Origin of the sequence: Pseudoalteromonas sp. B160, assembly GCF_037162485.1 — a bacterium.
Lineage (GTDB): Bacteria > Pseudomonadota > Gammaproteobacteria > Enterobacterales > Alteromonadaceae > Pseudoalteromonas > Pseudoalteromonas rhizosphaerae.
Map to the genome: position 1 here is coordinate 938,706 of NZ_JARLUX010000001.1, position 25,601 is coordinate 964,306.

Here is a 25,601-nt window from a genome sequence, read left to right on the forward strand (position 1 = left end):
ATAGCTACTAACCAACTAAAAGGCCCTTACCGATAAAGTAAGGGCCTTTGTTTATATCAGTTAACGTATATTCTGCGCAGGATAACCTAGCATCTACAATTCCTAAACTTGCCAATCGATCGCTGTTTGCCCTTGCTGTGTTAATAACTGATTGGTTGCGGAAAAATGCTGGCAACCAAAGAAGCCACGATGCGCAGACAACGGCGATGGGTGCGGGCCATTTAAAATATGGTGACGCGTACTATCAATGCCTTTACCTTTCTTTTGTGCGTGAGCACCCCATAAAATAAATACCACACCTTCACAGTGTTGATTAATATGGGCAATAACCTTATCGGTAAACTGCTCCCAACCTAAGTGTTTATGGGAATGGGCTTGGCCTTGCTCAACAGTCAGTACGGTATTAAGTAAAAACACCCCTTGCTCTGCCCAGCGTTGTAAATAACCGTGCATAGGCACGCGAAAACCATCGATATCTGTAGCCAGCTCTTTATAGATATTTTTTAATGAGGGGGAAGTTTAACAACCTCTGGTAATACCGAAAAACACAAACCATGTGCTTGTCCTTCGCCGTGGTAAGGATCTTGTCCTAAAATAACCACTTTTATATTACTTAACGGTGTTGCATCAAATGCACTAAATACATACTGCTCTGGCGGATATACAGCAATACCTTCGCTGCGCTTTTGAGCAACTGTATCCAACGTCTGCTGCATATAAGTTTTTGCACATTCGGTTTTAAAAAGTCTTGCCAATCACTCATTGTGCCTCCTTAATTGCAACGCGTGAATCATCTATTTTAGTACACATATCAGCAAGACCATCCAACATACGCGTGGTAAAACGGTGTAGTAAATCAGCATTGACGCTAATAAACTGATGGTGCTTTACCGCGGGTACTTCGGGCCATTGTGTCCAATCAATCACCGTTTGCTGCGCTTGTGACTTTTCATTAGGCAATATAATGATCTCTGGTTTTGCCACGATCACATTTTCAATACTTATCAGAGGGTAATCAGTTCGGCTGCTAGCAAATACATTACGACCTTGGCAAATTTCGATTAACTGATTGATCCAGGTATTTTTACCCACCGTCATCATCGGTTCTGCCCATAGCTGGTAAAATACCGCGACCTTACTTTTACCTTGCTGCTTGGCTTTGATTACAGCAATTTTTTGCTCAAATTCAAGTGCGGCTTGCTCGGCTGATTGCTCACGTCCAGTAAGCTCACCTAAACGGCGCAGTTCATTGGGTACTTTATCTACTTCACTGGCGTCACTGTAAATTATATCAATACCAAAACTTTTAATACGTGCTAAATCCTCAGCTTTGCTACCCGTTTTCCATGCTAAAACTAAATCAGGTTTGAGGGCCAGTAGCTTTTCTATTTGAATACCTTGGTGACCACCGATACGTGGGATATCATTGGCCGCAGCAGGGAAATCAGCATATTCCACGGTTCCCACGATTTGCTCACCAGCGCCGATGGTATACAGGTTTTCAACAATATGCGGGGCCAAGGCGATAATTCTTAATTGCTGCTTGTTAGGATCAGCCACGAGCTTAAAGCAGCACAGAGCCAGCGATAAAACGAGTACAAACCTAAGCGTAGCCATTAATAATCAAATCCTATTTGCGCTTTAACACCAGCATCAAATGCATGCTTAACATTGCGCACTTCACTAACAGTATCAGCTAAGTCAGTTAACTTGCGGTGCGCACCACGGCCAGTAATAATTAAAGATTGCATTGGCGGACGATTAGCGATCACTTCGAGTGCTTCGTCTAAATCAATGTAGCCGTAGGTGATCATATAAGTAATTTCATCAAGTAATACTAAATTAATTGATTCGTCAGCCAACATACGTTTTGCTTCTTGCCAAGTCGCTTGCGCCGCTGCGGTATCTGATTCTTTATTTTGCGTCTCCCAGGTAAAACCTGTGTTCATAATGGCAAATTCAACCCCTGCGCCTTGCAATACATTACGCTCACCACACGGCCAAGTACCTTTAATAAACTGGCACACAGCAGCTTTCATGCCATGGCCTACACAACGTGTTACCGTGCCAAACCCTGAGGTTGATTTACCTTTACCGTTACCGGTGATCACCTGAAAAACACCTTTCTCAGTTTGTGCTGCGGCTATACGCTCATCAACTTTATCTTTTACTTTTTGTTGGCGTTGTTGGTGCTTGTCGTTATGCGTGTCGCTCATGATTAACTCCTTCCCAGTTTTGGTAAATTTGCGTTATTTTGTCTAAATCTAAATGTTCTTTACACATCGTGGCTAAGCGCGTTAATTGCTGCTCGCGATGTGTGTCTATATCTATTAATTGGGTAATACCACTATTTGGCAATACCCAATCCAGTATTAGTTGCGTAGCTGCACTGCTATCAAATAAGCCATGTAAGTAAGTACCTGCTATACAATCATCATCTGATATAAAGCCATCTTGCCTAACATGCTGTGGATGCTGAGTAAATTGTAAAAAAGGCTTTTTAAATGCTGGGCCAGCGCTGCAACCAGCGTGTATTTCATAGCCTGCGACTTTTGCTTGTTGACCGCCAAGATGGATCACACCAGCAGCTTGAGTTAGTACTTTATGCTGCCCTAAGTGAGTGGCAAAATCAGCAAGCCCTAAAGCTTTACAGTGTGTTTTACTTGATTCCACACCCTCAGGGTCATAAATATCTGTGCCGAGCATTTGCAAACCTCCGCAAATACCTAATAACTTACCGCCATAACGCAAGTGACGCTGAATCTGCTCGCCCCAGCCTTCATTGTTTAAAAAGGCTAAATCATTAATAACATTTTTACTGCCAGGAATGATGATCAGATCAACGTGTGGAATTGCTTGAGTATGGCGAATGTAATTAATGTCAATTTGCGGGTTTAAACGCAGCGCATCAAAATCAGTGTGGTTACTAATATGAGGAAGTAGCAATACTGCGATTTTTATTTTTGCTTGGCTTACTTGATTATCTATCGCTACCGCGTCTTCAGCATCGAGGGCGAGATCATGTAAATACGGCAACACCCCTAAAACTGGTTTACCGGTGTACTCTTCAAGCCAATCAAGGCCACCTTGCAATAAGCCTATATCGCCACGAAAACGGTTGATCACAAAGCCTTTTACTCGGGCTTGTTCTGACTCGCTTAATAGCGCAAGAGTACCGACCAAATGCGCAAACACACCGCCTTTATCTATATCTGCAATAATGATCACGGGGCAATCAACCGCTTCGGCGTAACCCATATTAGCAATATCACCCGCACGTAGATTAATTTCAGCCGGACTGCCCGCACCTTCAACTACCAGTAGCTCAAACTCTTCGCTTAAACGCTGTTGCGAAGCCAGTACCGCATCCATCGCGACTTTTTTATAATCATGATAAGCACCTGCTTCCATATTACTAATGGCTTTACCGTGAATTATCACTTGAGCGCCAGTATCACTATTGGGCTTGAGTAAAATGGGGTTAAAATCAACCCGTGGCACCACTTTAGCTGCAATCGCCTGAAGTGCTTGCGCACGACCTATTTCGCCGCCATCTTCTGTTACAGCGCTGTTTAAGGCCATATTTTGCGGTTTGAATGGAGCAACTTTGATCCCGCGTTCAACAAATACCCGGCACAATGCTGCAACTAAAGTACTTTTCCCTGCATCAGAAGTCGTACCTTGTACCATTAATGTTTTCATCATGACTGCCCTTTCAGTGTTAAGGCAAGACCTGCCATTATAAATTCAACTCGCGCAGCTTTTGCGGCAATGGCTTGATGTAACCAGCCTGATTCATCTACAAACCGGCGGCTTAGCTCGCCCAGAGGCACAATACCGTGGCCAACTTCGTTACTGACAAAAATCACTTGCCCCGGTAAATTTTCAAGGGTATTTAGTAGTGCTGATTTCTGTTCATCCCAACAATCACTTGTGGCGTGACATAAACAGTTACTTAACCATAAGGTTAAGCAATCAACTAAAATACAGTTATCTTTGCTGCTGTGTGTTTGTAACGCTTCAGCCAATGCAATTGGCTCCTCAACTAACGGCCAATCTATAGAGCGCTGTTGTTGATGATGGACTATACGATCTTGCATTTCAGTATCGTGGGCTTGCGCCGTTGCGAGGTAAATAACGCTTTTATTGCTTTGCTGTGCAAGCTGTTCAGCAAAGCGGCTTTTTCCACTGCGTGCGCCGCCTAAAATAAATGTGTGGTTAGCGTTCATAATATACTCACGAAAGTTAAGTAAATGGCAATTTCACTTAGCTGCTGCGCCGCACCTAAACAATCGCCAGTGTAACCACCTAACTGCTGTTTAAACCAGCGGATCAAAATGACTCTTAGGATCAGTAATACTGCGATAAGAATGAATACGGTTTGCCATAACAATACACCAACAGCAATCAAGCTAACCAGTAAAGTAGCGGCGGTTACAAGTAACGTAACTAAACTAGTGACCGATAGGTGCATAGCAAGCGGCTTTACTTTTGAAGTCGCATCCTCACTTACATACTCCATCCCCATAATTAAACTGGTTGCCACTACTCGGCTTACACATTGCCCGATAACAATTGCACTCAATACAGTAATCAATGACTCACTAAGAAAGAGTAGGCTTTGAAATTTAACCAGCAGCATAATAAATAATGCCGCTGCACCATAAGTACCAAGACGACTGTCTTTCATAATGGCAAGCTTTTGCGACACCTGCCAACCACCGCCAAAACCATCCCATACATCGGCCCAGCCATCTTCATGAAATGCGCCTGTTAATAACAACCCGACAGCCATCATTAGTAATACACTTATTGATGCTGGTAACAGTAATTGAAAAATGCCGTAGCTGAGTGCTAATAATCCACCAAGCAGTAAACCCACTAAAGCAAAATAGCGACTTGCTTGATTTAAATGAGCACCGCTTACATTAAAGCGCAACTGCACCGGTAGCCGGGTTAAAAAGCTAATTGCTAATAACAGTAACTGCCATTGCGTTACTTTATTTGCCTCTAGGTTAGGCATTAACTGACAACCTGCTCAACACCAGCATCAGCAAAACTAGCCATCTGATTATAAAAACCAAGTGCGGCTTGCAATAATGGTAAACTTAACGCAGCGCCAGTGCCTTCACCCAAGCGTAAATCAAGTTGCAGCAGTGGCTTAACATCGAGTGCGTTTAACATCAGTCGATGGCCTTGCTCATTTGAGCAATGTGCAAAAATTAAATAATCTTTCACTGCTGGGTTAATATTAATTGCGGCCATTGCCGCAGCACTACAAATAAAGCCATCAACTACTACAGCCATGCCTTGCTCAGCCGCAGCCAACATAGCTCCCGTAATATGCACAATTTCAAAGCCACCTAACGCTGCAAGTAGTGAAATAGGATCTGCTAAATGTAACTGATGCAATACCAGCGCTTGCTCTACAACTGTTATTTTACGCGTAACAATATCATCACTAACACCCGTGCCTTTGCCAACACACTGCTGTGCAGGTAAATTCAGCATAGCTGCCATAATCGCTGCTGCACTGGTGGTATTACCTATGCCCATTTCGCCAAAGGCAATTGTATTACAACCACTATGACTGAGCTGCTGCACCAGCTGTTTAGCATTATTAAAGCCTTGCTGTACCTGCGCGGTATTCATTGCCATGTCTGTATTAAGTGGCTTTGTTATACTTCCTAGACGGCAATTATGGACACTTGGCGCTGTGACTGGATGCAAAATACCACAATCAATCACTTCTAATTGCCAACCTAACTGTTGGCAAAAGACATTAATAGCGGCACCACCGCTGACAAAATTAGCTACCATTTGTGAGGTGACATCACTGGGCGCTATCGATACCCCTTGTGCAGCAACACCATGATCTCCTGCAAATACCAGCAAAGTAGGCTTATTGATTGCAGGTGCAAAGGTTTTAAAAGCATCTTCGCTTGCCACTTTTTGGCTAAACAAAGTAACCAGTTGTATTGCACATTGTTCTAACTGTCCAAGTGCACCAAGCGGTTTAGTTTTTTGGTTAATCTTATCAATGATGAGGTGACCAAATTGATTAGTTACTGTGGGTATATTAAACATCTGACTAACTCTCTCGCTTGCGAAAATAAAGTAACGATAAAAAGAAAATACTGCCTATTGCAGAAGTAATAACACCGATTGGCAATTCTTGATTTGCAAGTAAAATACGCGATAGCACATCAACCCACACCATAAATATACCGCCAACTAAAGCCGTCATGATCAAACCAGTAATAGTGCCTTGCGACACAAAAAACCGTACTATATGCGGGATCATCAAACCAACAAAACCAATACCACCACACATCGCCACTAACACTGCAGTGATCAATGAGCTCAATACCAACATTAATAACCGAAACCGCTGTACCGGTATTCCTAAAGTTGCAGCACTTTCATCACCTAGTAACATTGCATTTAGTTGCCGACGAAAACCCATCATCAGCCCGGTGCAACTAATAATAACTAAAGCGGGTAACCATAACGTTGACCATTGTGCGCGAGCAAAGCTGCCTAGCGTCCAAAATAAAATAGCCGTGATCGCCTGTGGATCACTAAAATATAAAAGTAAGCTGGTAAAGGCACTGAATAAAAAGGATAAAGCGACCCCAGCCAAGAGCATGCTTTCAACTTGTCCGCGACCTGCTCGTCCGGCAATAAAAACCAGTAATAACATAGTCAATAAACTACCAACAAATGCCGCGGCCGACATTGTTATTCCCGCGCTGACTCCTGTTAGTGTCATAAAACATACCACACCAAATGAGGCTCCCGATGAAATACCAAATAAGTAAGGATCGGCTAACGGGTTACGGGTTACGGTTTGTAAAATTAAACCAGCAATAGCTAGACCAGAGCCAGCTAAAAACGCCAACAATGTTCGTGGCATTCGCAGTTGCCATATGATCCGCGCTATAAAGGAGTCATCTCCCTGACCTATAATACTGTGGTATACATCAATGAGTTTACTGGCCGCAGCACCAAAGCTAAGTGCTATAAAAATGCTCGACAAGGCAAAAAATAGCGCCACGCTGACTGCAAAATAATTATTTTTTTGCATCAACGCCACCACCTTGATAGCCGTAAAAATAGGTAATACGCGGAATGACCTTATTTAATTGTTTACTCTGTGGATGCGCCGAGACTTCTGCACAGACACCAAATACTTCGCTGAGCATTTCTTCCGTGATGACATATTCTGGGCTACCCGTTGCAACTAACTCACCTTGCTTTATCACCAGTAGTTCATCACACATACTTGCTGCAAGATTAAGATCATGGAACGACGCTAATACCGTTACATTTAGCGATTTAGCCAACTCCATTAATTGAATTTGATATTTAATATCTAAGTGGCTGGTAGGCTCGTCCATAATTAATAATTGAGGGCTTTGTACAATTGAACGTGCTATCAATGCGCGTTGCTTCTCGCCACCGGAAAGGGAATCAAACGATTGCTGTAAATGATGGCTCAAGCCAACTTGCTCAATCGCCTGAAAAATAATTTGTTGATCATTTTTAGTTGTCGAACTAAATAAGCTTTTATGCGGCGTAAGACCAAGACTCACTACATCATAAAGCGATAGGTTAAATTGCGAAGGTGTTTCTTGCAGCACCACAGCAACCTGCTTGGCATATTCATCCGCACTTAGCTGCCAAATATTTTTCCCTGCAAATATAACCTCACCGCACACTGGTTTAGTGTAACGGTATAAACAACGCAATAAACTTGATTTACCTGCGCCATTAGGCCCTAACAAACCAATAAATTGGCCTGGTTTTATTGCAAAATTAATATCGTGCAAAATGGCGGTATTTGCCACCGACCACGATAAATTAGCTACTTCAAGTAAGGGGGATCTATTACTGCTGGTATTTGCAATGTGTTATCTCTCTAGCAATAGCTAAACCCAATACACTACAAACCATTATGATCATGGTGATAATAGAAGAGTTAGCCCGCTCAATAGGTAATAAATTAACGTATTTTGTATCTGACTTATCGCGCTTGCGACTTACAGTTGCGGGAACAGTTGAGGAGTTACACCCCATTCCAAAATACATAAGGCTCTATTATGGGCGGGTGAGTAAATATTTCAATTAATATCTTTCTAGACGGCTAAAAATAGTATTTTAAAACACAATTCTTGGCCATGCTTTATCGCTATCATCTATGTAAATATCAATACAAATGAGCTTCCCATAACCGATTGAAAATATGTTTTGCTGATTCGACTCTTTTGGTAACCGACAAATAATACCTAATAGTTGCTTGATCACTCCGGCATGCGTTAAAACTAATTGTGCTTGAGTACGATTACTTGCAATATCAATTAGTAACGTTTGCCACCACGTTGCTATTCGCTGATAAAAATCCCTCATACTTTCGCCATGAGGGGGTTACTTGCCAAGGGCTTTGCCAGAAATCGCCAATACTAGGAGAGTCCGTCTGTTGCCACAAATCATCATATTTACAGCCATCCCAATCACCAAAATTAAACTCTCGGAGCTGATCGGTCAGAAAAAGTGGTATTTGCTGGGCATGGCTAAAAGATCTGGCAAATTCGCTACATCGTTTCAAAGTCGAACTTTGTACAAGCTCAATATTAGTTAGCTCACTGCACGCTTGATGTAATTGCGCACGGCCAAGTTCACTGAGTAAAAAATCTGTCTGTCCGGCCAAGACTCCTTGCTCAATCAATTCGCCATGGCGTAATAAGTAAACGCGACTAGAAAATGGCGGCATAAAACCCTCTTACATTAAAGAAAAGTACTTTTAACAATAGCATAATGGTCATCCTAAACGGATTAAGCGCACATCAAAATGTAGAACGGCATTAGCTCCTATTTTTCCACCATTCCCCTTGCGTCCCCACGCCAGCTCTGCAGGAATTACAAATTCATAGCGAGAACCAACCGACATCAATAAAATACCTTCTCGTAATCCTTCGATTGCCTCATCTAAGGTAAATACTTCAGGCATTCCAGCTTTATAACTATCAGCTATTACGCTGCCATCAGCAAGCATAATACGCTGATTGATGACCACGGTATCTGTGTCAGTTACTCGCTCACCAGAGATCTCATCTATTACTTTATACATCAAACCAGAAGCACACAGTTGAGTATCAGCATGATTACTAAATTTAACTATGAAGCTTTCACTGTTTTTACGATTGAGTCCTGATGAACCTTTTGATTTAGTTGTTTTTTTACGTGCCATGAAGCCCCACTATTTGTATGATAAATATAATAATCTTATCGCATAGGTAGAGGCCTAAACGCTAAGTTTTATAGTGAGTTTGCGAGTTTTTCAAAACAATAAAATGATCTTAATGATTGGCGCTGTCTTTGCCCGCCAGCATAATCTCACTGCTAAATCACTTTCCTGCAAACGTAAAAAAGCCCGACTATTTCTAGTCGGGCTTTCTTTAATTAGATCCTGGCAATGTCCTACTTTCACATAGCAAATGCTACACTATCATCGGCGCTGTTTCGTTTCACTACTGAGTTCGGCATGGGGTCAGGTGGGTCCAAAACGCTATTGTTACCAAGAAAATTCTTTTCAATTTTCTTATTTTAATTATTAAGTTTTAAGTCCTTCGACTAAATTTGGAGCCTGGCAATGTCCTACTTTCACATAGCAAATGCTACACTATCATCGGCGCTGTTTCGTTTCACTACTGAGTTCGGCATGGGGTCAGGTGGGTCCAAAACGCTATTGTTACCAAGCAAATTTGGTGTTAATCGCGTTAGCAATTAACTAAAATTTGGAATTCTGATAATAAAAGTTTTCAGTAAATCTACTTTAGTCTATTAACTTCTTGCGCTATCAACTATCACATAAAACGCGTTTGGCGTTGTATGGTTAAGCCTCACGGGTAATTAGTACAAGTTAGCTTAACATATCACTATGCTTCCACATCTTGCCTATCAACGTTGTAGTCTTCAACGGCCCTTCAGAGAGCTTATAGCTCTAGTGAGAACTCATCTCGAGGCCTGCTTCGCGCTTAGATGCTTTCAGCGCTTATCAGTTCCGAACGTAGCTACCGGGCAATGCCATTGGCATGACAACCCGAACACCAGCGGTTCGTTCACTCCGGTCCTCTCGTACTAGGAGCAACCCCTCTCAATTCTCAAACGCCCACGGCAGATAGGGACCGAACTGTCTCACGACGTTCTAAACCCAGCTCGCGTACCACTTTAAATGGCGAACAGCCATACCCTTGGGACCGACTTCAGCCCCAGGATGTGATGAGCCGACATCGAGGTGCCAAACACCGCCGTCGATATGAACTCTTGGGCGGTATCAGCCTGTTATCCCCGGAGTACCTTTTATCCGTTGAGCGATGGCCCTTCCATTCAGAACCACCGGATCACTATGACCTACTTTCGTACCTGCTCGACGTGTCTGTCTCGCAGTTAAGCTGGCTTCTACCATTACACTAACCGTACGATGTCCGACCGTACTTAGCCAACCTTCGTGCTCCTCCGTTACTCTTTGGGAGGAGACCGCCCCAGTCAAACTACCCACCAGGCACTGTCCGTAACCCCGATTCAGGGGCCAACGTTAGAACATCAAAACTACAAGGGTGGTATTTCAAGGACGACTCCACAAAAACTAGCGTCTCTGCTTCTAAGTCTCCCACCTATCCTACACATGTAGGTTCAATGTTCAGTGCCAAGCTGTAGTAAAGGTTCACGGGGTCTTTCCGTCTAGCCGCGGGTACACAGCATCTTCACTGCGATTTCAATTTCACTGAGTCTCGGGTGGAGACAGCGTGGCCATGGTTACACCATTCGTGCAGGTCGGAACTTACCCGACAAGGAATTTCGCTACCTTAGGACCGTTATAGTTACGGCCGCCGTTTACCGGGGCTTCGATCAAAAGCTTCTCCGAAGATAACCCCATCAATTAACCTTCCGGCACCGGGCAGGTGTCACACCGTATACGTCATCTTGCGATTTTGCACAGTGCTGTGTTTTTAATAAACAGTCCCAGCCACCTGGTCACTGCGGCTCCAATCAGCTTAGAGAGCAAGTCTCATCACCAATCGGAGCGTACCTTCTCCCGAAGTTACGGTACGATTTTGCCTAGTTCCTTCACCCGAGTTCTCTCAAGCGCCTTAGTATTCTCTACCTGACCACCTGTGTCGGTTTGGGGTACGATTCGGTATAATCTGAAGCTTAGAGGCTTTTCCTGGAAGTATGGCATCAGCAACTTCATCACCTTAGTGACTCGTCTCGTGTCTCAGCCTAACAGCAACCTGGATTTACCTAAGTCACTAGCCTACTCACTTTCACATGGACTACCAACGCCATGCTTGCTTAGCCTGCTCCGTCCCCCCATCGCAATTATACCAAGTACGGAAATATTAATCCGTTTCCCATCGACTACGCCTTTCGGCCTCGCCTTAGGGGTCGACTTACCCTACCCTGATTAACATGGGATAGGAACCCTTGGTCTTCCGGCGTGCGGGTTTTTCACCCGCATTATCGTTACTCATGTCAGCATTCGCACTTCTGATACGTCCAGCATACCTCCCGGTACACCTTCAACCGCTTACAGAACGCTCCCCTACCACTCAGAATAAATTCTGAATCCGCAGCTTCGGTGCATAGTTTAGCCCCGTTACATCTTCCGCGCAGACCGACTCGACCAGTGAGCTATTACGCTTTCTTTAAAGGATGGCTGCTTCTAAGCCAACCTCCTGGCTGTCTGGGCCTTTCCACATCGTTTCCCACTTAACTATGACTTTGGGACCTTAGCTGGCGGTCTGGGTTGTTTCCCTCTTCACGACGGACGTTAGCACCCGCCGTGTGTCTCCCGGATATTACTTTACGGTATTCGGAGTTTGCAAAGGGTTGGTAAGTCGGGATGACCCCCTAGCCTTAACAGTGCTCTACCCCCGTAAGTATTCGTCCGAGGCTCTACCTAAATAGATTTCGGGGAGAACCAGCTATCTCTCGGTTTGATTAGCCTTTCACTCCTAGCCACAGGTCATCCCCTAACTTTTCAACGTTAGTGGGTTCGGTCCTCCAGTTGATGTTACTCAACCTTCAACCTGCCCATGGCTAGATCACCGGGTTTCGGGTCTATACCTTGCAACTAGTCGCCCAGTTAAGACTCGGTTTCCCTACGGCTACCCTATTCGGTTAACCTCGCTACAAAATATAAGTCGCTGACCCATTATACAAAAGGTACGCAGTCACCCAACAAGTGGGCTCCTACTGCTTGTACGTACACGGTTTCAGGTTCTATTTCACTCCCCTCACAGGGGTTCTTTTCGCCTTTCCCTCACGGTACTGGTTCACTATCGGTCAGTTGGGAGTATTTAGCCTTAGATGATGGTCCACCTATATTCAGTCAAAGTTTCACGTGCTCCGACCTACTCGATTTCACTTAAAAGGGATTTTCATGTACGGGACTATCACCCTGTATCGTGGCACTTTCCAGAGCCTTCCATTAACACCAATTAAGCTTAAGGGCTGTTCCGATTTCGCTCGCCGCTACTTTCGGAATCTCGGTTGATTTCTTTTCCTACGGGTACTTAGATGTTTCAGTTCTCCGCGTTCGCCTCGTTAACCTATGTATTCAGTTAACGATACCTGCAAGCAGGTGGGTTTCCCCATTCGGAAATCCTAGTCTCAAGTGCTTTTTACTAGCTTGACTAGGCTTATCGCAAGTTAATACGTCCTTCATCGCCTCCAACTGCCAAGGCATCCACCGTGTACGCTTAGTCACTTAACCATACAACCCAAACGGGTCTTTGTTTCGTGACAGTTTAACTTCGCCAGAAGTTAATATTGAATACTAAAGTAGATACCAATCAACAAACGTAAACGTTCATTAAATGGCACTGAATGATACTGCTATCATTCTTTTTTACTTTTGAAAACTCTGTACAAATACACTGTATTTATACGAATTTTATTATCAGCTTTTCCAAATTTTTAAAGAGCATATTAATTAGTTATCCCAAAGGGATACGCACTAATTAACAATCATCTGTGTGGACACTACGAACAAATAAGTTCTAAATCGTATAAGGAGGTGATCCAGCCCCAGGTTCCCCTAGGGCTACCTTGTTACGACTTCACCCCAGTCATGAATCACTCCGTGGTAAACGTCCTCCCGAGGGTTAGACTATCTACTTCTGGAGCAACCCACTCCCATGGTGTGACGGGCGGTGTGTACAAGGCCCGGGAACGTATTCACCGCGTCATTCTGATACGCGATTACTAGCGATTCCGACTTCATGGAGTCGAGTTGCAGACTCCAATCCGGACTACGACGCACTTTAAGTGATTCGCTTACTCTCGCGAGTTCGCAGCACTCTGTATGCGCCATTGTAGCACGTGTGTAGCCCTACACGTAAGGGCCATGATGACTTGACGTCGTCCCCACCTTCCTCCGGTTTATCACCGGCAGTCTCCTTAGAGTTCTCAGCATTACCTGCTAGCAACTAAGGATAGGGGTTGCGCTCGTTGCGGGACTTAACCCAACATCTCACAACACGAGCTGACGACAGCCATGCAGCACCTGTATCAGAGTTCCCGAAGGCACCAAACTATCTCTAGTAAGTTCTCTGTATGTCAAGTGTAGGTAAGGTTCTTCGCGTTGCATCGAATTAAACCACATGCTCCACCGCTTGTGCGGGCCCCCGTCAATTCATTTGAGTTTTAACCTTGCGGCCGTACTCCCCAGGCGGTCTACTTAATGCGTTAGCTTTGAAAAACAGAACCGAGGCTCCGAGCTTCTAGTAGACATCGTTTACGGCGTGGACTACCAGGGTATCTAATCCTGTTTGCTCCCCACGCTTTCGTACATGAGCGTCAGTGTTGACCCAGGTGGCTGCCTTCGCCATCGGTATTCCTTCAGATCTCTACGCATTTCACCGCTACACCTGAAATTCTACCACCCTCTATCACACTCTAGTTTGCCAGTTCGAAATGCAGTTCCCAGGTTGAGCCCGGGGCTTTCACATCTCGCTTAACAAACCGCCTGCGTACGCTTTACGCCCAGTAATTCCGATTAACGCTCGCACCCTCCGTATTACCGCGGCTGCTGGCACGGAGTTAGCCGGTGCTTCTTCTGTAAGTAACGTCACAGATAACCTCTATTAAAGACTACCCTTTCCTCCTTACTGAAAGTGCTTTACAACCCGAAGGCCTTCTTCACACACGCGGCATGGCTGCATCAGGCTTGCGCCCATTGTGCAATATTCCCCACTGCTGCCTCCCGTAGGAGTCTGGGCCGTGTCTCAGTCCCAGTGTGGCTGATCATCCTCTCAAACCAGCTAGGGATCGTTGCCTTGGTAAGCCATTACCTTACCAACTAGCTAATCCCACTTGGGCTAATCTTTTGGCGTGAGGCCCGAAGGTCCCCCACTTTGGTCCGTAGACATTATGCGGTATTAGCAGTCGTTTCCAACTGTTGTCCCCCACCAAAAGGCATATTCCCAAGCATTACTCACCCGTCCGCCGCTCGTCAGCAAAGTAGCAAGCTACTCTCTGTTACCGCTCGACTTGCATGTGTTAGGCCTGCCGCCAGCGTTCAATCTGAGCCATGATCAAACTCTTCAATTAAAAGTTTTTTGTCTTTCGACAGCTCAATGAATTCTGAATTTATTTAATATCTTTCGATATTGAATTGACTGTGCCGAAGCAACTTATAAATAAGTTACTTCTGTTGGTCACTCAGTTTCAATTGAGACTCTAAATTTTTTGCCTTGCTTAGCGAACCAAGCTTGGCTGTTAGAACTCAATCTGTACGAGTGCCCACACAGATGATTGCTTTATATTGTTAAAGAACGCTGCGGTTAAAGTTAAACTTTATCTCGCTAGGGCTGCGCATGTTACGCTTTCCTATTTTTTTGTCAACACTTAATTTTAAACTTTATTAAAAATCTAAACTCAAGTTTTACTCGACTAACTGATTAACTCTTGCCTCGCTAAGCGTTGCTGTCTGCCGTCTCAGTGGGGTCGCATTATAGGGCGCGGCGAATTTTACGCAAGCGTTTTTTAAAGAAAACTTGAAATAAAGTGCTGTTCGTTCAATTTACGCGCTAAACACACTAAAACCCCTAGTCAACTGTACAAAATAACAACGACTTTTCCCTGAAAGGATCTTCAGTATTATCTATTATCGATATTTCGCAAGTTTTTGGCATAAAAAAAGCGCCATTAACTTCGGCGCTTTCCATAAAACAAAATAAAAACTTGTTAATAGAGGATACTGTAAAGCTTTCTTCTATATTTAGCCGCTAAACTATCACCATCCGGTAAAGAGGCAATAATAGCTAAATAACTTACCTTGGCATCGGCAAAATTCAAATCTTTTTTCAACACTGTAAATAGTAACTCTAACGCTTGCTCTTTTTTGCCTGCTTGGTCGTATGCTGCACTTAGTTCAACTTTTAATTCAAGATCGTTAGGATACTTTTCAACTTTCGCTTGTAATGCTTTTAGCTCTGGCGATTCTTGTGCTTGAAGTGCTTGTGCGCACTTTGCTTGAATATTTGTAAAGTATGCATCTTGCTCATTTTCATTTACTGAAGCTAACAAAGCTTGCGCGTCATCCAGTTTATGAATTTGAATGCATATATCTGCCAATACTAATTTTATACGCGCATTTGTATTGTCTAATTCGTAAGCCTGCTTGGCAAAATTAAACGCTTGATTTAAATCCTGAGCGATCAGTGCTTGCTTGGCTTGTTCTAACAACATTTCATGAGGCTGCGGTAAATGTTTACTTAACGCTTCTCTGATTTGAGTTTCAGCTTGTGCACCGGCTAATACATCAACAGGTGCTGAATCTTTTAATAGCACTAAGGTTGGTAATGTTTGTAGTCCAACTTGCTGTGCTAGTTGTGCTGCGAGTGCTTGCTCTAAATCACAATCTAATGTGGCAACTAATATATAGTCACCATAATCTTTGGCTATTGTCTGTAAAATAGCTGCTTGAGATTGACACTCTGGACTTTGTGCTGAAAAGAAACTTAACAGGACTAGTTTTTGTTGTGATGTTTCACCCAGCACTTGTTGAAGATTTTGCGGATTAACATTTACCATATTATTCATTGCTATTGATTGCCATATCAGACTATTTAGGGTTTTATATGGAGGCAAACATAATAATTACAAGCCCAGAATCACAAGCCATAAATCAAAAAGGTCTTTTATGAAATTTTATAGTCTATACGCTGCACTTATACTGCTTAGTCCATTAGCAAGCTCAACAACCTTGGAGCTGAAGTTAGATAAAACGATGCCTGCCATTGAAAAGTTTTACTTAGATTTACACCAGTCCCCAGAACTTTCATACCATGAGCAAGAAACGGGAGAAAAGCTTGCCACCAAATTACGTGCGCTTGGCTATGAGGTGACCGACAATGTGGGTGGCTTTGGTGTAGTAGGCTTATATAAAAATGGTGATGGCCCGACAATAATGATCCGTACTGATACAGACGGCTTACCAATCATAGAACAAACTGGTAAATCATATGCTTCAACAGTCACTGTTATAAATGATGAAGGAGCAAACGTTGGTGTGATGCACGGATGTGGTCATGATATTCATATGAGTTCATTTATTGGTACTGCGCAACAATTAATGCTACATAAAGATGCATGGCAAGGAACCTTAATGATGGTGGCACAACCTGCAGAAGAGGTGGGTGGCGGTGCAAAAGCGATGCTCAAAGAAGGTTTATTTAGTAAATATCCGACTCCTGATCACGTTATCGCTTTGCATGTTAGTGCGAGTGTTCCTGCAGGACAAGTCAGTATGAAAAATGAGTACACCATGGCCAGTGTGGATTCAGTAGATATTACGGTTAAAGGTAAAGGTGGTCATGGTGCTTACCCACATATGACTATTGACCCTGTTGTTATCGCATCACGGATCGTGTTGGCACTGCAAACAATTACCAGTCGCGAATTATCACCTCTTGAACCCTCAGTAATTACAGTGGGTTCAATTCACGGTGGAGCTAAACATAATGTAATTTCGAATGAAGTAAAGCTACAGCTGACACTTAGAAGTTATAATCCTAAAATTCGCGAGCAACAAATTGCAGCAATAAAACGTATAACTAAAGGCATTGCATTAAGTGCAGGATTGGATGAAAGCTTAATACCTGTGGTTTATGTACATGAAGATGAGTCAATCCCATCTACATATAACGACCCTGCACAAACTAATATTGTACGTAGTGCGATTAGCTCGGCGATTGGACAAAGTAATGTGCTTGAAACCGAAGCGGTTATGGCAGGGGAAGATTTTGGTTTATATGGCCGCACAGATAAAAACATCCCTATCACCTTATTTTGGTTAGGTGGTGTAGAGCAAGCTCAATATCAAGCGGCACAAACATCAGGGGCAACTTTACCTTCACTACATTCAAGTAAATTTGCACCTGACTATAAAGTTGCAATCCCCACAGGTATCACTGCGATGAGTAACGCTGCGGTGGCTTTGTTTAATCAATAATCTTAGCAATGGATGACTAAGCCGATTTTGTTTTTGGTTTAGTTTTTCTTGTAAAACGCCGCTTTTGCGGCGTTTTTGGTAATTGTGCAAATACGTTGCTATCACAATTTTTGGCAAGTTCCACAAAAGCCGCTAAATCCACTAATAAAGGATTTAAAAATTGTTGATAACTCATTTGTTGTTCTGCTATGTCGCCCAACGATGCTTCCCATTTTGCGGTTAGGTCTGGGCTGGCTAAACCATGCGGTAACGCACTGATCAATGCTTTACCTGTATCGGTTGCTAAAATGAGTTTACCTTGACGTCTTAAAAATTGTCTTCTAAATAATAACTCTAAAATACCCGCTCTGGTTGCTTCGGTTCCTAAGCCGTCTGTTTCTTTGAGTATTTTTTTGATTTCTGGATCTTTAACGTACCGACTAATACCTGTCATTGCACTAAGCAGCGTTGCATCATTGAAATGAGCTGGCGGGCTGGTCATTTTATCAATTACTTCACCGCGTTCACACTGCAACTGTTGCCCTTTAATTAATGGCGGCAATATCTGCTCATCTTTTAATGCGGTTTTTCCCATTAACGCTTTAAAGCCTAAACTTACATCTTGTTTTGCGTTGGCTTTAAAGATACCACCATTAATTGTTATTTCAGCCTTTGTTTCATTGTAAATGTAGTCTGGATAAAACTGGATCAGATAATGACGGCTAATAAGACCATACACTTTACCTTCTTCAACGCTCAAACTTGCTGACTTTTGCTGCTTAGCGGTAGGAATAATGGCATGATGCGCAGCTACCTTAGCGTCGTTAAAACACTTACTGCGTTTACTCACATCTGCGCCTTGGCAATGAGTGTCATTTTGCCCGCCATTGATGGCAATTGCCTTTATTATACTGGCTGCTTCTTGGTGATGATCTTTGGGCAAGTAACGATTGTCTGAACGTGGATAGGTAATTAGCTTGTGACGCTCATATAAATTTTGACAAATATCCAATACCTTTTGTGCAGGCATTGAAAAAGCTTTCGCAGCATCAATTTGTAACGCTGACAAATTATACGGCAAAGGTGCTTGTTGCTTTTTCTGCTTTTGTTCAAGCGCCGTAACTTCACCTGATTGATTAGAAATTCGCGACGCAACATTCTCAGCAAGGCCTCGATGGAGCACTCGCCCCTCTTCATCTTGATAAGGTTCACACGCTTTGCTTGGTTGCCACTTTGCTGTAAACGGCTCTTTATTTTCGGTACTTAAATGAGCTAATACTTCATAAAAAGGTTTTGGCACAAAATTAGCAATCTCGTTATCACGCTGGACAACCAATCCTAATATCGGTGTTTGTACACGCCCTACTGATAATACATTACCAAACCCTGCTTTTTGACCTGCAAGCGTATAGGCGCGCGTTAAATTCATACCAAACAGCCAATCAGCTCGCGAACGCGCCAAAGCAGATACACTAAGTGGAATAAATTCACGGTTAGAGCGAACGTTTTGCAGCGACTTTTTAACCGCGCTAACATTCAAATCACTGATCAATAAACGTTGAATTTGCTGTTTTTTGGCTTGGCTAAGTTTAACTTGCTCAATCACCTCATCAACAAGTAATTGCCCTTCTCGGTCTGGATCACCAGCATGAACAAGTTGATCAGCTTGTTTGATTAACTTTTTAAGTACCGTAAGTTGCTTACGAGTTTTAGATTTTGCTTTTAACTGCCATTGCTGTGGGATAATCGGTAAGTCATCAAAGCGCCATTTTTTATATTGCTCATTATAATCATCAGGCTCTGCTTGCTCGAGCAAGTGACCTATACACCAAGAAACACAATCGCCATTAGCCACTTCAATATAGCCATCATGTTTTTTATGAGGCTTTGGTAGCGCATCGGCAATGGCACGACCTAAAGATGGCTTCTCGGCTATATAAAGTTTCATAGGGCACTATCAACAACTGGTTATTTAAACAGTAGTTTAGCACACGTAATTTAATCTACAAATAGTTAATGATTAGCTCTTTAAACTGCGATTTTTTCGCATAAATAAATACAACAGAGGAAGGTAGCACACAACGACAGTGCCAATATTGATTAACGGTAATAACGTTTTATATAGCATAGTGCTATACGATAAATCCCAAAGGTGGCGATCCACTAATCTAAATAATTGTAAGATAGGCGCACTAATTACAACCAATTGACCGATCACACTTTGCCAAAGATACACTTTATCTTTAATAGCCCAGTAAGCAATCAAAGCCATCCAAGCAATATCATTAAAAGCCCAAACTACATAACGCCAAATATAAGGGTCATCTAACTCTCTAAGGCTATTATGTATCAAGGTTCCATATAAGAAAAATAACCCAGTCACTAAAGTAAAACGCAAAGCAAGCCAGTCTTTGCGAAGATAAAAAACCAAAAAAGCTGGGCTTAAAAAACACCCAGCTTTTATTAAGTAATGATATAGCACCTAAAAACCAATCAGGCATGATTAGTCTGGCTTTTTATCATCGTCACCACTGCCATTACCCGGCATATAGCTATATTTATCAACGTTTTTCATCAGACACTCCGTTACACTTGTTAAAAAACTACTTTAAGCTAAATTAGGTACTTTGCCAAGCATCTTAACGCACATCTATCGGATCTGACTCCTTAGCCTTGCCTTGCATTATTGAAATTTCCACGCGGCGATTACGTCGTCTATCCGCATCAGAATCATTTGGAACAAGTGGTCGAGTTTCGGCATGACCGACAACAACCATTCTGGTTTTATCAAAGCCTTGCGCTTTTTGCATTTCAGTTGCAACCGCAACTGCACGCTTCGATGATAAGTCCCAGTTATTGGTATACAGCTCATTCGAAACTTGAAAATCATCAGTATGACCAGACACCGTAATTTCACCTGGCACATCTTTTAGTAACGCAGCTATATCACGAATGATTGGTTTAAACTTAGGTTGTAAAAATGCACTCCCAGATGGAAATGAACCATTTTCACGAATACGAATAATAATTTGCTGACCTAATGATTCCAACTCAACAGCACCATCCATGATTTGTTGTTCCAATTGCTGGGCTATCTTTTTAACTAACTCATTAACCTGCTCTTGATCAGCTGCAGAAATAGATTGTTCTGATGCTTGTTGTTGCGCTGTACTTTGTGACTCACCGCCACGCTTATTACCGCGTTGCTCTTGACGACCGCCAGCGGAGCTTTCATCACCAGCCTGAAACTCAAGCATTTGCTGGGTCATTTCGACAGTTTGCTGTTGAATGGTTTCGATTGGGGTAGGTTCAGGTTTACCTGGGGTGAACTCCATCGCGATAACGGATGTTCCTTTGGGAATATCTTTTACTTCTATTTTATTTTGTACACCAAAGGCAAACTTCATTGAGCCTGCGATTTGTTTAAATTTAAGTACATCCATTTCTGAAAACGCGAGTAAAAGTACAAAGAAGCACATCAATAGTGACATCAAATCCGCGAAGGTACCCATCCATGCTGGTAACCGGGTGGTGGACACTTGCACTCTTGATCTGACATGCTTACTCCTCAGTATCCACTTTTCGTTTTGATTCAGCTAGGTAGTTTTTCAAAATACCTTCGATGACTTTTGGATTTTGGCCATCTTGTATACCTAATACCGCATCTAAAATTAGCCGCTGATTCATTGCTTCTTCGTCTTTACGCAATTCCAATTTTACTTGGATAGGAATTGCCACCACGTTTGCTAAAAACGCACCATATAATGTTGTTAAAAGCGCTACCGCCATCGCAGGACCAATCGCTTTAGGGTCATCCATATTCGACAACATCGCAACTAGACCAATCAAAGTACCGATCATCCCCATCGCAGGCGCAATATCGGCAAGCGCTTTAAACAAACCGGCCCCCGATTCATGACGAGTAGAAGTAAGAGAAATATCTTTTTGCAAGGTGGCACGAACAACATCAGCGTCATGACCGTCAACAAGCATATCAACCCCTTTACGCATAAACGCATTGGGTATTTCTGCTTCCTCTAGTGCTAAAAATCCGCCTTTACGGGCCGAGTCTGCAAGTTCAACTGCTTTTTCGATAAGCTCTTCAGGTGACTCTATTTTGAACATGAAGGCTTTAGCCGCGACTTTACCGATACCGAGGAATTGACTCATCGTATAGTTTGATAACACTATAAAAATCGAACCACCGAAAACAATAACCACCGATGGCGTGTTATAAAACATAGCCACTTCGCCGCCACTACTTAGTACCATTGACATAGCAATAAGACCAATAGCTCCGAGAATACCTATAATGGTTGCTAAATCCACTTACCCCTCCAGAGGAATCGATGCTTTGTTGCTACCAGCAACAAATTTTTATTATTAACAGCTTATCGGCAATCTATTGAATTACTTAAACCATTTAATGAAAAAAATGAAATGAAAGTTTTCAACCCTGTTTAGCATTTTAAGCTACCATTGATAACCTGCAAGGCTTAAGTAAAGGTATAAATAATTAAAAGTGGCAAGAAAACAATTAATTATTCAAAAAAAATGCATCACCCTTTGACCTAGTTTAGCATTCCCCCTAAAATTGGCCTCACATTTCTATCATCTAAGTTAAATCAGTATGGCGACGAAAAAACCAGAGAACCTAAGCTTCGAGCAAGCGCTTGATGAATTATCCTTAATCGTCACAGAAATGGAGCAAGGAGAGCTTTCCCTTGAGCAATCATTAAAACAGTTTGAACGCGGTATTGCTTTAGCCGGCGCATCTTCAAGTAAGTTACAACAAGCTGAACAAAAAGTAGCTATTTTAATGGGTAGTGATAGTCAGTCACCACTTACTAACTTTGATAATGATTTGGAATAACGGGTGTTAATAACAGAGCAAATAAAATGTGCTCAACAAGATGTTGAAGCCACTCTCAATCGGTATTTTGAGCAACCGCTCGATACCGAGCAAAGCATCAAACAAGCCACCCACTACAGCGTTTTAAATGGCGGTAAACGATTACGACCATTTTTAGTGTATGCCACGGGAAAAATGCTTGGCGCAAATAAACAAGATTTAGACGTGTTGGCTGCTGCTATTGAATGTATTCATAGTTATTCGTTAGTTCATGATGATTTACCCGCGATGGATGACGACGACCTGCGACGTGGTAGACCGACTTGCCATATTGTCTATGGCGAAGCTCATGCTATTTTAGCCGGTGATGCGCTGCAAACATTAGCGTTTGATTTAATTGCTAACCATTCATTTAACGTTCCTGCACAGCAACAGTTAAAAATGATTGCAGCACTTGCCAAAGCATCGGGTATTGAAGGTATGGTCGGTGGTCAAGCACTGGATATTGCAGCGACTGACAAATTAGTCAATTTAGCTGAGCTCGAACGTATCCATAAATTAAAAACAGGTGCTTTGTTAAATTGTGCAATTACTTTAGGTGCATTATGCGCAGCTGGTACAAATCAACAAACATTATTACAATTAAAACAGTTTGGTGATGCAATTGGGCTGGCTTTTCAGGTGCAAGACGATATTCTTGATATCGAAGGTGATACCCAAGTCTTAGGTAAACCACAAGGCTCCGATGTTGCAGCAAATAAAGCGACCTACCCTGCTCTACTTGGGCTTACAGGTGCAAAACAAAAAGCACAATCATTACTAAAATGCGCACTCGATGCGTTAGCAGCAATAGATGCTGACACTTCTGAGCTAGAAAACTTGGCAAAATACATTGTTGAACGCGATTATTAATTCTAGGCTCTAGCTTGAGCAAGTAATGATGTACAAAATAACTAAAGAATCAGAGTAATATTACGCTATAATGACCTCTGGTTAGCGAAGGATGTATTAAAAATCATGACACTTGATAGTAGCAAGTATCCATTATTAGGTTTGGTTGACGAACCAGCCCAGTTGCGTGATTTAGCGCAAGACAAATTACCTGCTTTTAGTAATGAGTTACGTGATTACTTACTAAACTCAGTCTCGCAAAGTAGTGGTCACTTAGCATCAGGTTTAGGCACAGTTGAGCTTACTGTAGCGCTTCATTATGTATATAACACCCCTGAAGATCGCTTAGTATGGGATGTAGGCCATCAAGCATACCCACATAAAATTCTCACAGGGCGCCGTGATCAAATGCACACGATCCGCCAAAAAGACGGTTTACATCCGTTTCCATTTCGTGAAGAAAGCCACTACGACACTTTTAGTGTTGGCCATTCAAGCACCTCGATTTCTGCTGCTTTAGGCATGTCAATTGCGGCGCAAAAAGAAGGCAAAGGACGAAAAACAGTAGCGGTTATTGGTGATGGTGCGATTACCGCGGGTATGGCGTTTGAAGCAATGAATCACTTAGGTGATGTTAAATCTGACATGTTGATCATATTAAACGATAACGAAATGTCGATTTCTGAAAATGTCGGTGCACTAACTAATCATTTCGCTCGTATCTTATCAGGCAGTTTTTACACTAACATTCGTGAAGGTAGTAAAAAGCTGCTATCTGGCGTGCCACCAGTAAAAGAATTAGCCAGCCGCATGGAAGAGCACTTAAAAGGCATGGTTATCCCAGGCACCTTTTTTGAAGAGTTAGGCTTAAATTACATTGGCCCAATTGATGGTCATGATGTAAACATGTTGGTTGATACACTGCGCAATATGCGTAACCTAAAAGGGCCGCAGTTACTGCATATCAAAACCCAGAAAGGTAAAGGCTATAAACCAGCAGAAGCAGATCCAATAGGCTATCACGGCGTACCTAAGTTCGACCCTGCGATTTCCAGCCTACCAAAATCAAAACCAGGCGCTGCGACTTTTTCTAAAGTATTTGGCGATTGGTTGTGTGACATGGCAAGTCAAGATGAAAAGCTTATGGCAATCACCCTAGCTATGCGTGAAGGCTCAGGCATGGTGCGTTTTTCAAAAGAATACCCTGAGCAATATTTTGATGTTGCCATTGCCGAGCAACACGCGGTTACTTTAGCCGCAGGTTTTGCCTGCGAAGGCTTAAAACCAGTTGTCGCTATTTATTCAAGCTTTTTACAACGTGCCTACGATCAGCTTATTCACGATGTTGCTCTGCAAAACTTACCCGTGTTATTTGCAATTGACCGTGCTGGTATTGTTGGTGCTGATGGCGAAACTCATCAAGGCGCATACGATTTAAGCTTTATCCGTTGTATCCCCAATATGATTATCATGGCACCGAGTGATACTAATGAATGTCGGCAAATGCTGTACACTGGTTATCGTTGTAACAGCCCTGTTGCAGTTCGTTATCCTCGTGGTAGTGCTGGCACAACTGAAATCTGCGAGCAAATGACTGAGCTTGAAATTGGTAAAGGTCGTGTGATTAAACAAGGTGCTAAAATCGCAGTTTTATCCTTTGGTACTTTACTTGAAAACGCTCAACTGGCAGTCAATGAATTAAATGCCAGCCTCGTTGATATGCGTTTTGTTAAACCTCTTGATAGCGCACTAATCGACACTTTATTAGCCGATCATGACGTCATTGTAACCCTTGAAGATAACGCGATTGTTGGTGGTGCAGGCTCTGCTGTTAATGAATATTTAGCAGCTATCAAAGCAACAGTAAGCATCCTTAATTTAGGTATTCCTGATGAGTTCATCAAGCATGGAACACAAGAACAAATGCATGATGAAATGGGCTTAGGCTCACAAGGTATACTCGATAGCATAAAAAACTTTATTACTAAGTAACCAACGTTTAAGTTAATAAAATAACAAAGGAGCGTAGGCTCCTTTGTTATTTATTTTCAAACATTTAAAAAAATCTCACTTTTTTCAACTTTCTTGCATCCAATTATTTCCCTGCCACGTTTATTCACTGAGGTTAGCTCGTGAGCAAAGTGTTCACGCTTTTATATAATATCAATCGACTTAAATATTTAGCCTTTCTAGCGTGCTAAATAAAGCGCTAACGGCGTTATGAATTTTTCATGTAGAACAACTACATATAAAAATTTATGCCTTGTTATCACTCTATTTATCCGTCGCTATAAATGACTAACAACTTAACACGATTGGTATAAGCTGTTTTAAGCCAAGCTCTTTGTATGTTCACAT

17 protein-coding genes, 4 rRNA genes, 3 pseudogenes and 1 riboswitch are annotated in these 25,601 nt (G+C 42.6%); of the genes and pseudogenes, 4 read left to right on the forward strand and 20 right to left on the reverse strand.

Going from position 1 to position 25,601, the window contains the following annotated elements; genetic code table 11:
* Positions 1-102: 102 nt before the first annotated feature.
* The 16 genes and pseudogenes from ung to P4S61_RS04460 all read right to left on the reverse strand — a co-directional run bounded on the left by ung (position 103) and on the right by P4S61_RS04460 (position 16,110).
* Positions 103-763, reverse strand: a pseudogene (gene ung / locus P4S61_RS04380) (uracil-DNA glycosylase).
* Positions 760-1,617 (reverse strand): cobalamin-binding protein, encoded by an 858-nt coding sequence (locus tag P4S61_RS04385; protein ID WP_337117846.1) that lies wholly within the window; start codon positions 1,615-1,617, stop codon positions 760-762. The pseudogene ung and the gene P4S61_RS04385 overlap by 4 nt, the downstream one beginning before the upstream one ends.
* A complete protein-coding gene (cobO, locus tag P4S61_RS04390) occupies positions 1,617-2,216 on the reverse strand; it encodes a cob(I)yrinic acid a,c-diamide adenosyltransferase (protein ID WP_145242905.1) in 600 nt (199 codons plus the stop codon). Before cobO ends, P4S61_RS04385 begins: the two co-directional genes overlap by 1 nt.
* On the reverse strand, positions 2,200-3,702 hold the full coding sequence (locus P4S61_RS04395; protein WP_182758786.1) for a cobyric acid synthase: 1,503 nt from the start codon (positions 3,700-3,702) through the stop codon (positions 2,200-2,202). The genes cobO and P4S61_RS04395 overlap by 17 nt, the downstream gene beginning before the upstream one ends.
* Positions 3,702-4,229 (reverse strand): bifunctional adenosylcobinamide kinase/adenosylcobinamide-phosphate guanylyltransferase, encoded by a 528-nt coding sequence (cobU, locus tag P4S61_RS04400; protein ID WP_337117847.1) that lies wholly within the window; start codon positions 4,227-4,229, stop codon positions 3,702-3,704. Before cobU ends, P4S61_RS04395 begins: the two co-directional genes overlap by 1 nt.
* A complete protein-coding gene (locus P4S61_RS04405; RefSeq protein ID WP_337117848.1) occupies positions 4,226-5,023 on the reverse strand; it encodes an adenosylcobinamide-GDP ribazoletransferase in 798 nt (265 codons plus the stop codon). The genes cobU and P4S61_RS04405 overlap by 4 nt, the downstream gene beginning before the upstream one ends.
* Entirely contained in the window at positions 5,023-6,087 is a 1,065-nt protein-coding gene (gene cobT / locus P4S61_RS04410; RefSeq protein ID WP_182740682.1) for a nicotinate-nucleotide--dimethylbenzimidazole phosphoribosyltransferase, read from the reverse strand. Before cobT ends, P4S61_RS04405 begins: the two co-directional genes overlap by 1 nt.
* A gap of 4 nt (positions 6,088-6,091) precedes the next feature.
* Entirely contained in the window at positions 6,092-7,087 is a 996-nt protein-coding gene (locus P4S61_RS04415; protein WP_337117849.1) for a FecCD family ABC transporter permease, read from the reverse strand.
* On the reverse strand, positions 7,074-7,910 hold the full coding sequence (locus P4S61_RS04420; protein WP_337118882.1) for an ABC transporter ATP-binding protein: 837 nt from the start codon (positions 7,908-7,910) through the stop codon (positions 7,074-7,076). The genes P4S61_RS04415 and P4S61_RS04420 overlap by 14 nt, the downstream gene beginning before the upstream one ends.
* An 85-nt stretch (positions 7,911-7,995) precedes the next feature.
* Positions 7,996-8,138: riboswitch (cobalamin riboswitch) on the reverse strand.
* A gap of 22 nt (positions 8,139-8,160) precedes the next feature.
* A pseudogene (locus P4S61_RS04430) lies at positions 8,161-8,773 on the reverse strand (histidine phosphatase family protein).
* Positions 8,774-8,821: 48 nt separating this feature from the next.
* Positions 8,822-9,250: an FKBP-type peptidyl-prolyl cis-trans isomerase gene (locus P4S61_RS04435; protein ID WP_149983394.1), complete on the reverse strand. Its 429-nt coding sequence runs from the start codon at positions 9,248-9,250 to the stop codon at positions 8,822-8,824.
* Between the two features lie 217 nt (positions 9,251-9,467).
* Positions 9,468-9,582 (reverse strand): 5S ribosomal RNA (gene rrf / locus P4S61_RS04440).
* Between the two features lie 62 nt (positions 9,583-9,644).
* Positions 9,645-9,759: ribosomal RNA gene (rrf, locus tag P4S61_RS04445) — 5S ribosomal RNA — on the reverse strand.
* A 132-nt stretch (positions 9,760-9,891) separates the two neighbouring features.
* Positions 9,892-12,778: ribosomal RNA gene (locus P4S61_RS04450) — 23S ribosomal RNA — on the reverse strand.
* 296 nt (positions 12,779-13,074) lie between these two features.
* Positions 13,075-14,616 (reverse strand): 16S ribosomal RNA (locus P4S61_RS04455).
* Together the 16S, 23S and 5S rRNA genes form the textbook arrangement of a ribosomal RNA operon.
* Before the next feature lie 636 nt (positions 14,617-15,252).
* A complete protein-coding gene (locus P4S61_RS04460) occupies positions 15,253-16,110 on the reverse strand; it encodes a tetratricopeptide repeat protein (RefSeq protein WP_145241107.1) in 858 nt (285 codons plus the stop codon).
* Between the two features lie 100 nt (positions 16,111-16,210).
* Here P4S61_RS04460 and P4S61_RS04465 point away from each other — a divergent pair, with 100 nt between their 5' ends.
* Complete coding sequence (locus tag P4S61_RS04465; RefSeq protein WP_337117851.1) at positions 16,211-17,521, forward strand: M20 metallopeptidase family protein; 1,311 nt, start codon at positions 16,211-16,213, stop codon at positions 17,519-17,521.
* A 16-nt stretch (positions 17,522-17,537) separates the two neighbouring features.
* On the opposite strand, the gene P4S61_RS04470 is transcribed toward P4S61_RS04465, so the two are convergent.
* The 4 genes and pseudogenes from P4S61_RS04470 to pomA all read right to left on the reverse strand — a co-directional run bounded on the left by P4S61_RS04470 (position 17,538) and on the right by pomA (position 21,829).
* A complete protein-coding gene (locus P4S61_RS04470; RefSeq protein ID WP_145241111.1) occupies positions 17,538-19,448 on the reverse strand; it encodes a DNA topoisomerase III in 1,911 nt (636 codons plus the stop codon).
* A 72-nt stretch (positions 19,449-19,520) separates the two neighbouring features.
* Complete coding sequence (locus tag P4S61_RS04475; RefSeq protein ID WP_442961546.1) at positions 19,521-19,931, reverse strand: hypothetical protein; 411 nt, start codon at positions 19,929-19,931, stop codon at positions 19,521-19,523.
* A 208-nt stretch (positions 19,932-20,139) separates the two neighbouring features.
* Positions 20,140-21,059 (reverse strand): annotated as a pseudogene (locus tag P4S61_RS04480) (flagellar motor protein MotB).
* Positions 21,060-21,061: 2 nt separating this feature from the next.
* Positions 21,062-21,829, reverse strand: a complete 768-nt coding sequence (pomA, locus tag P4S61_RS04485) for a flagellar motor protein PomA (RefSeq protein ID WP_145241117.1) — start codon at positions 21,827-21,829, stop codon at positions 21,062-21,064.
* 301 nt (positions 21,830-22,130) lie between these two features.
* On the opposite strand from pomA, the gene P4S61_RS04490 reads away from it, so the two are divergent.
* The 3 genes from P4S61_RS04490 (at position 22,131) to dxs (ending at position 25,235) form a co-directional block, all read left to right on the forward strand.
* Entirely contained in the window at positions 22,131-22,373 is a 243-nt protein-coding gene (locus P4S61_RS04490) for an exodeoxyribonuclease VII small subunit (RefSeq protein WP_145241119.1), read from the forward strand.
* A gap of 3 nt (positions 22,374-22,376) precedes the next feature.
* A complete protein-coding gene (ispA, locus tag P4S61_RS04495) occupies positions 22,377-23,264 on the forward strand; it encodes a (2E,6E)-farnesyl diphosphate synthase (RefSeq protein ID WP_337117852.1) in 888 nt (295 codons plus the stop codon).
* A gap of 105 nt (positions 23,265-23,369) precedes the next feature.
* Positions 23,370-25,235 carry a 1-deoxy-D-xylulose-5-phosphate synthase gene (dxs, locus tag P4S61_RS04500; RefSeq protein ID WP_337117853.1) on the forward strand — a complete coding sequence of 622 codons (1,866 nt, stop codon included), beginning with the start codon at positions 23,370-23,372 and terminating at the stop codon, positions 25,233-25,235.
* The last annotated feature ends 366 nt before the right edge of the window (positions 25,236-25,601 follow it).

Bases quoted from the DNA above. Each gene is read 5' to 3' on its own strand.
- P4S61_RS04465 (WP_337117851.1), top strand. From the start codon at position 16,211: ATGAAATTTTATAGTCTATACGCTGCACTTATACTGCTTAGTCCATTA.
- P4S61_RS04490 (WP_145241119.1), top strand. From the start codon at position 22,131: ATGGCGACGAAAAAACCAGAGAACCTAAGCTTCGAGCAAGCGCTTGAT.
- cobU (WP_337117847.1), bottom strand. From the start codon at position 4,229: ATGAACGCTAACCACACATTTATTTTAGGCGGCGCACGCAGTGGAAAA.
- P4S61_RS04415 (WP_337117849.1), bottom strand. From the start codon at position 7,087: ATGCAAAAAAATAATTATTTTGCAGTCAGCGTGGCGCTATTTTTTGCC.
- P4S61_RS04405 (WP_337117848.1), bottom strand. From the start codon at position 5,023: ATGCCTAACCTAGAGGCAAATAAAGTAACGCAATGGCAGTTACTGTTA.
- dxs (WP_337117853.1), top strand. From the start codon at position 23,370: ATGACACTTGATAGTAGCAAGTATCCATTATTAGGTTTGGTTGACGAA.
- P4S61_RS04435 (WP_149983394.1), bottom strand. From the start codon at position 9,250: ATGGCACGTAAAAAAACAACTAAATCAAAAGGTTCATCAGGACTCAAT.
- cobT (WP_182740682.1), bottom strand. From the start codon at position 6,087: ATGTTTAATATACCCACAGTAACTAATCAATTTGGTCACCTCATCATT.
- P4S61_RS04470 (WP_145241111.1), bottom strand. From the start codon at position 19,448: ATGAAACTTTATATAGCCGAGAAGCCATCTTTAGGTCGTGCCATTGCC.
- P4S61_RS04395 (WP_182758786.1), bottom strand. From the start codon at position 3,702: ATGAAAACATTAATGGTACAAGGTACGACTTCTGATGCAGGGAAAAGT.
- cobO (WP_145242905.1), bottom strand. From the start codon at position 2,216: ATGAGCGACACGCATAACGACAAGCACCAACAACGCCAACAAAAAGTA.
- P4S61_RS04460 (WP_145241107.1), bottom strand. From the start codon at position 16,110: ATGAATAATATGGTAAATGTTAATCCGCAAAATCTTCAACAAGTGCTG.
- P4S61_RS04385 (WP_337117846.1), bottom strand. From the start codon at position 1,617: ATGGCTACGCTTAGGTTTGTACTCGTTTTATCGCTGGCTCTGTGCTGC.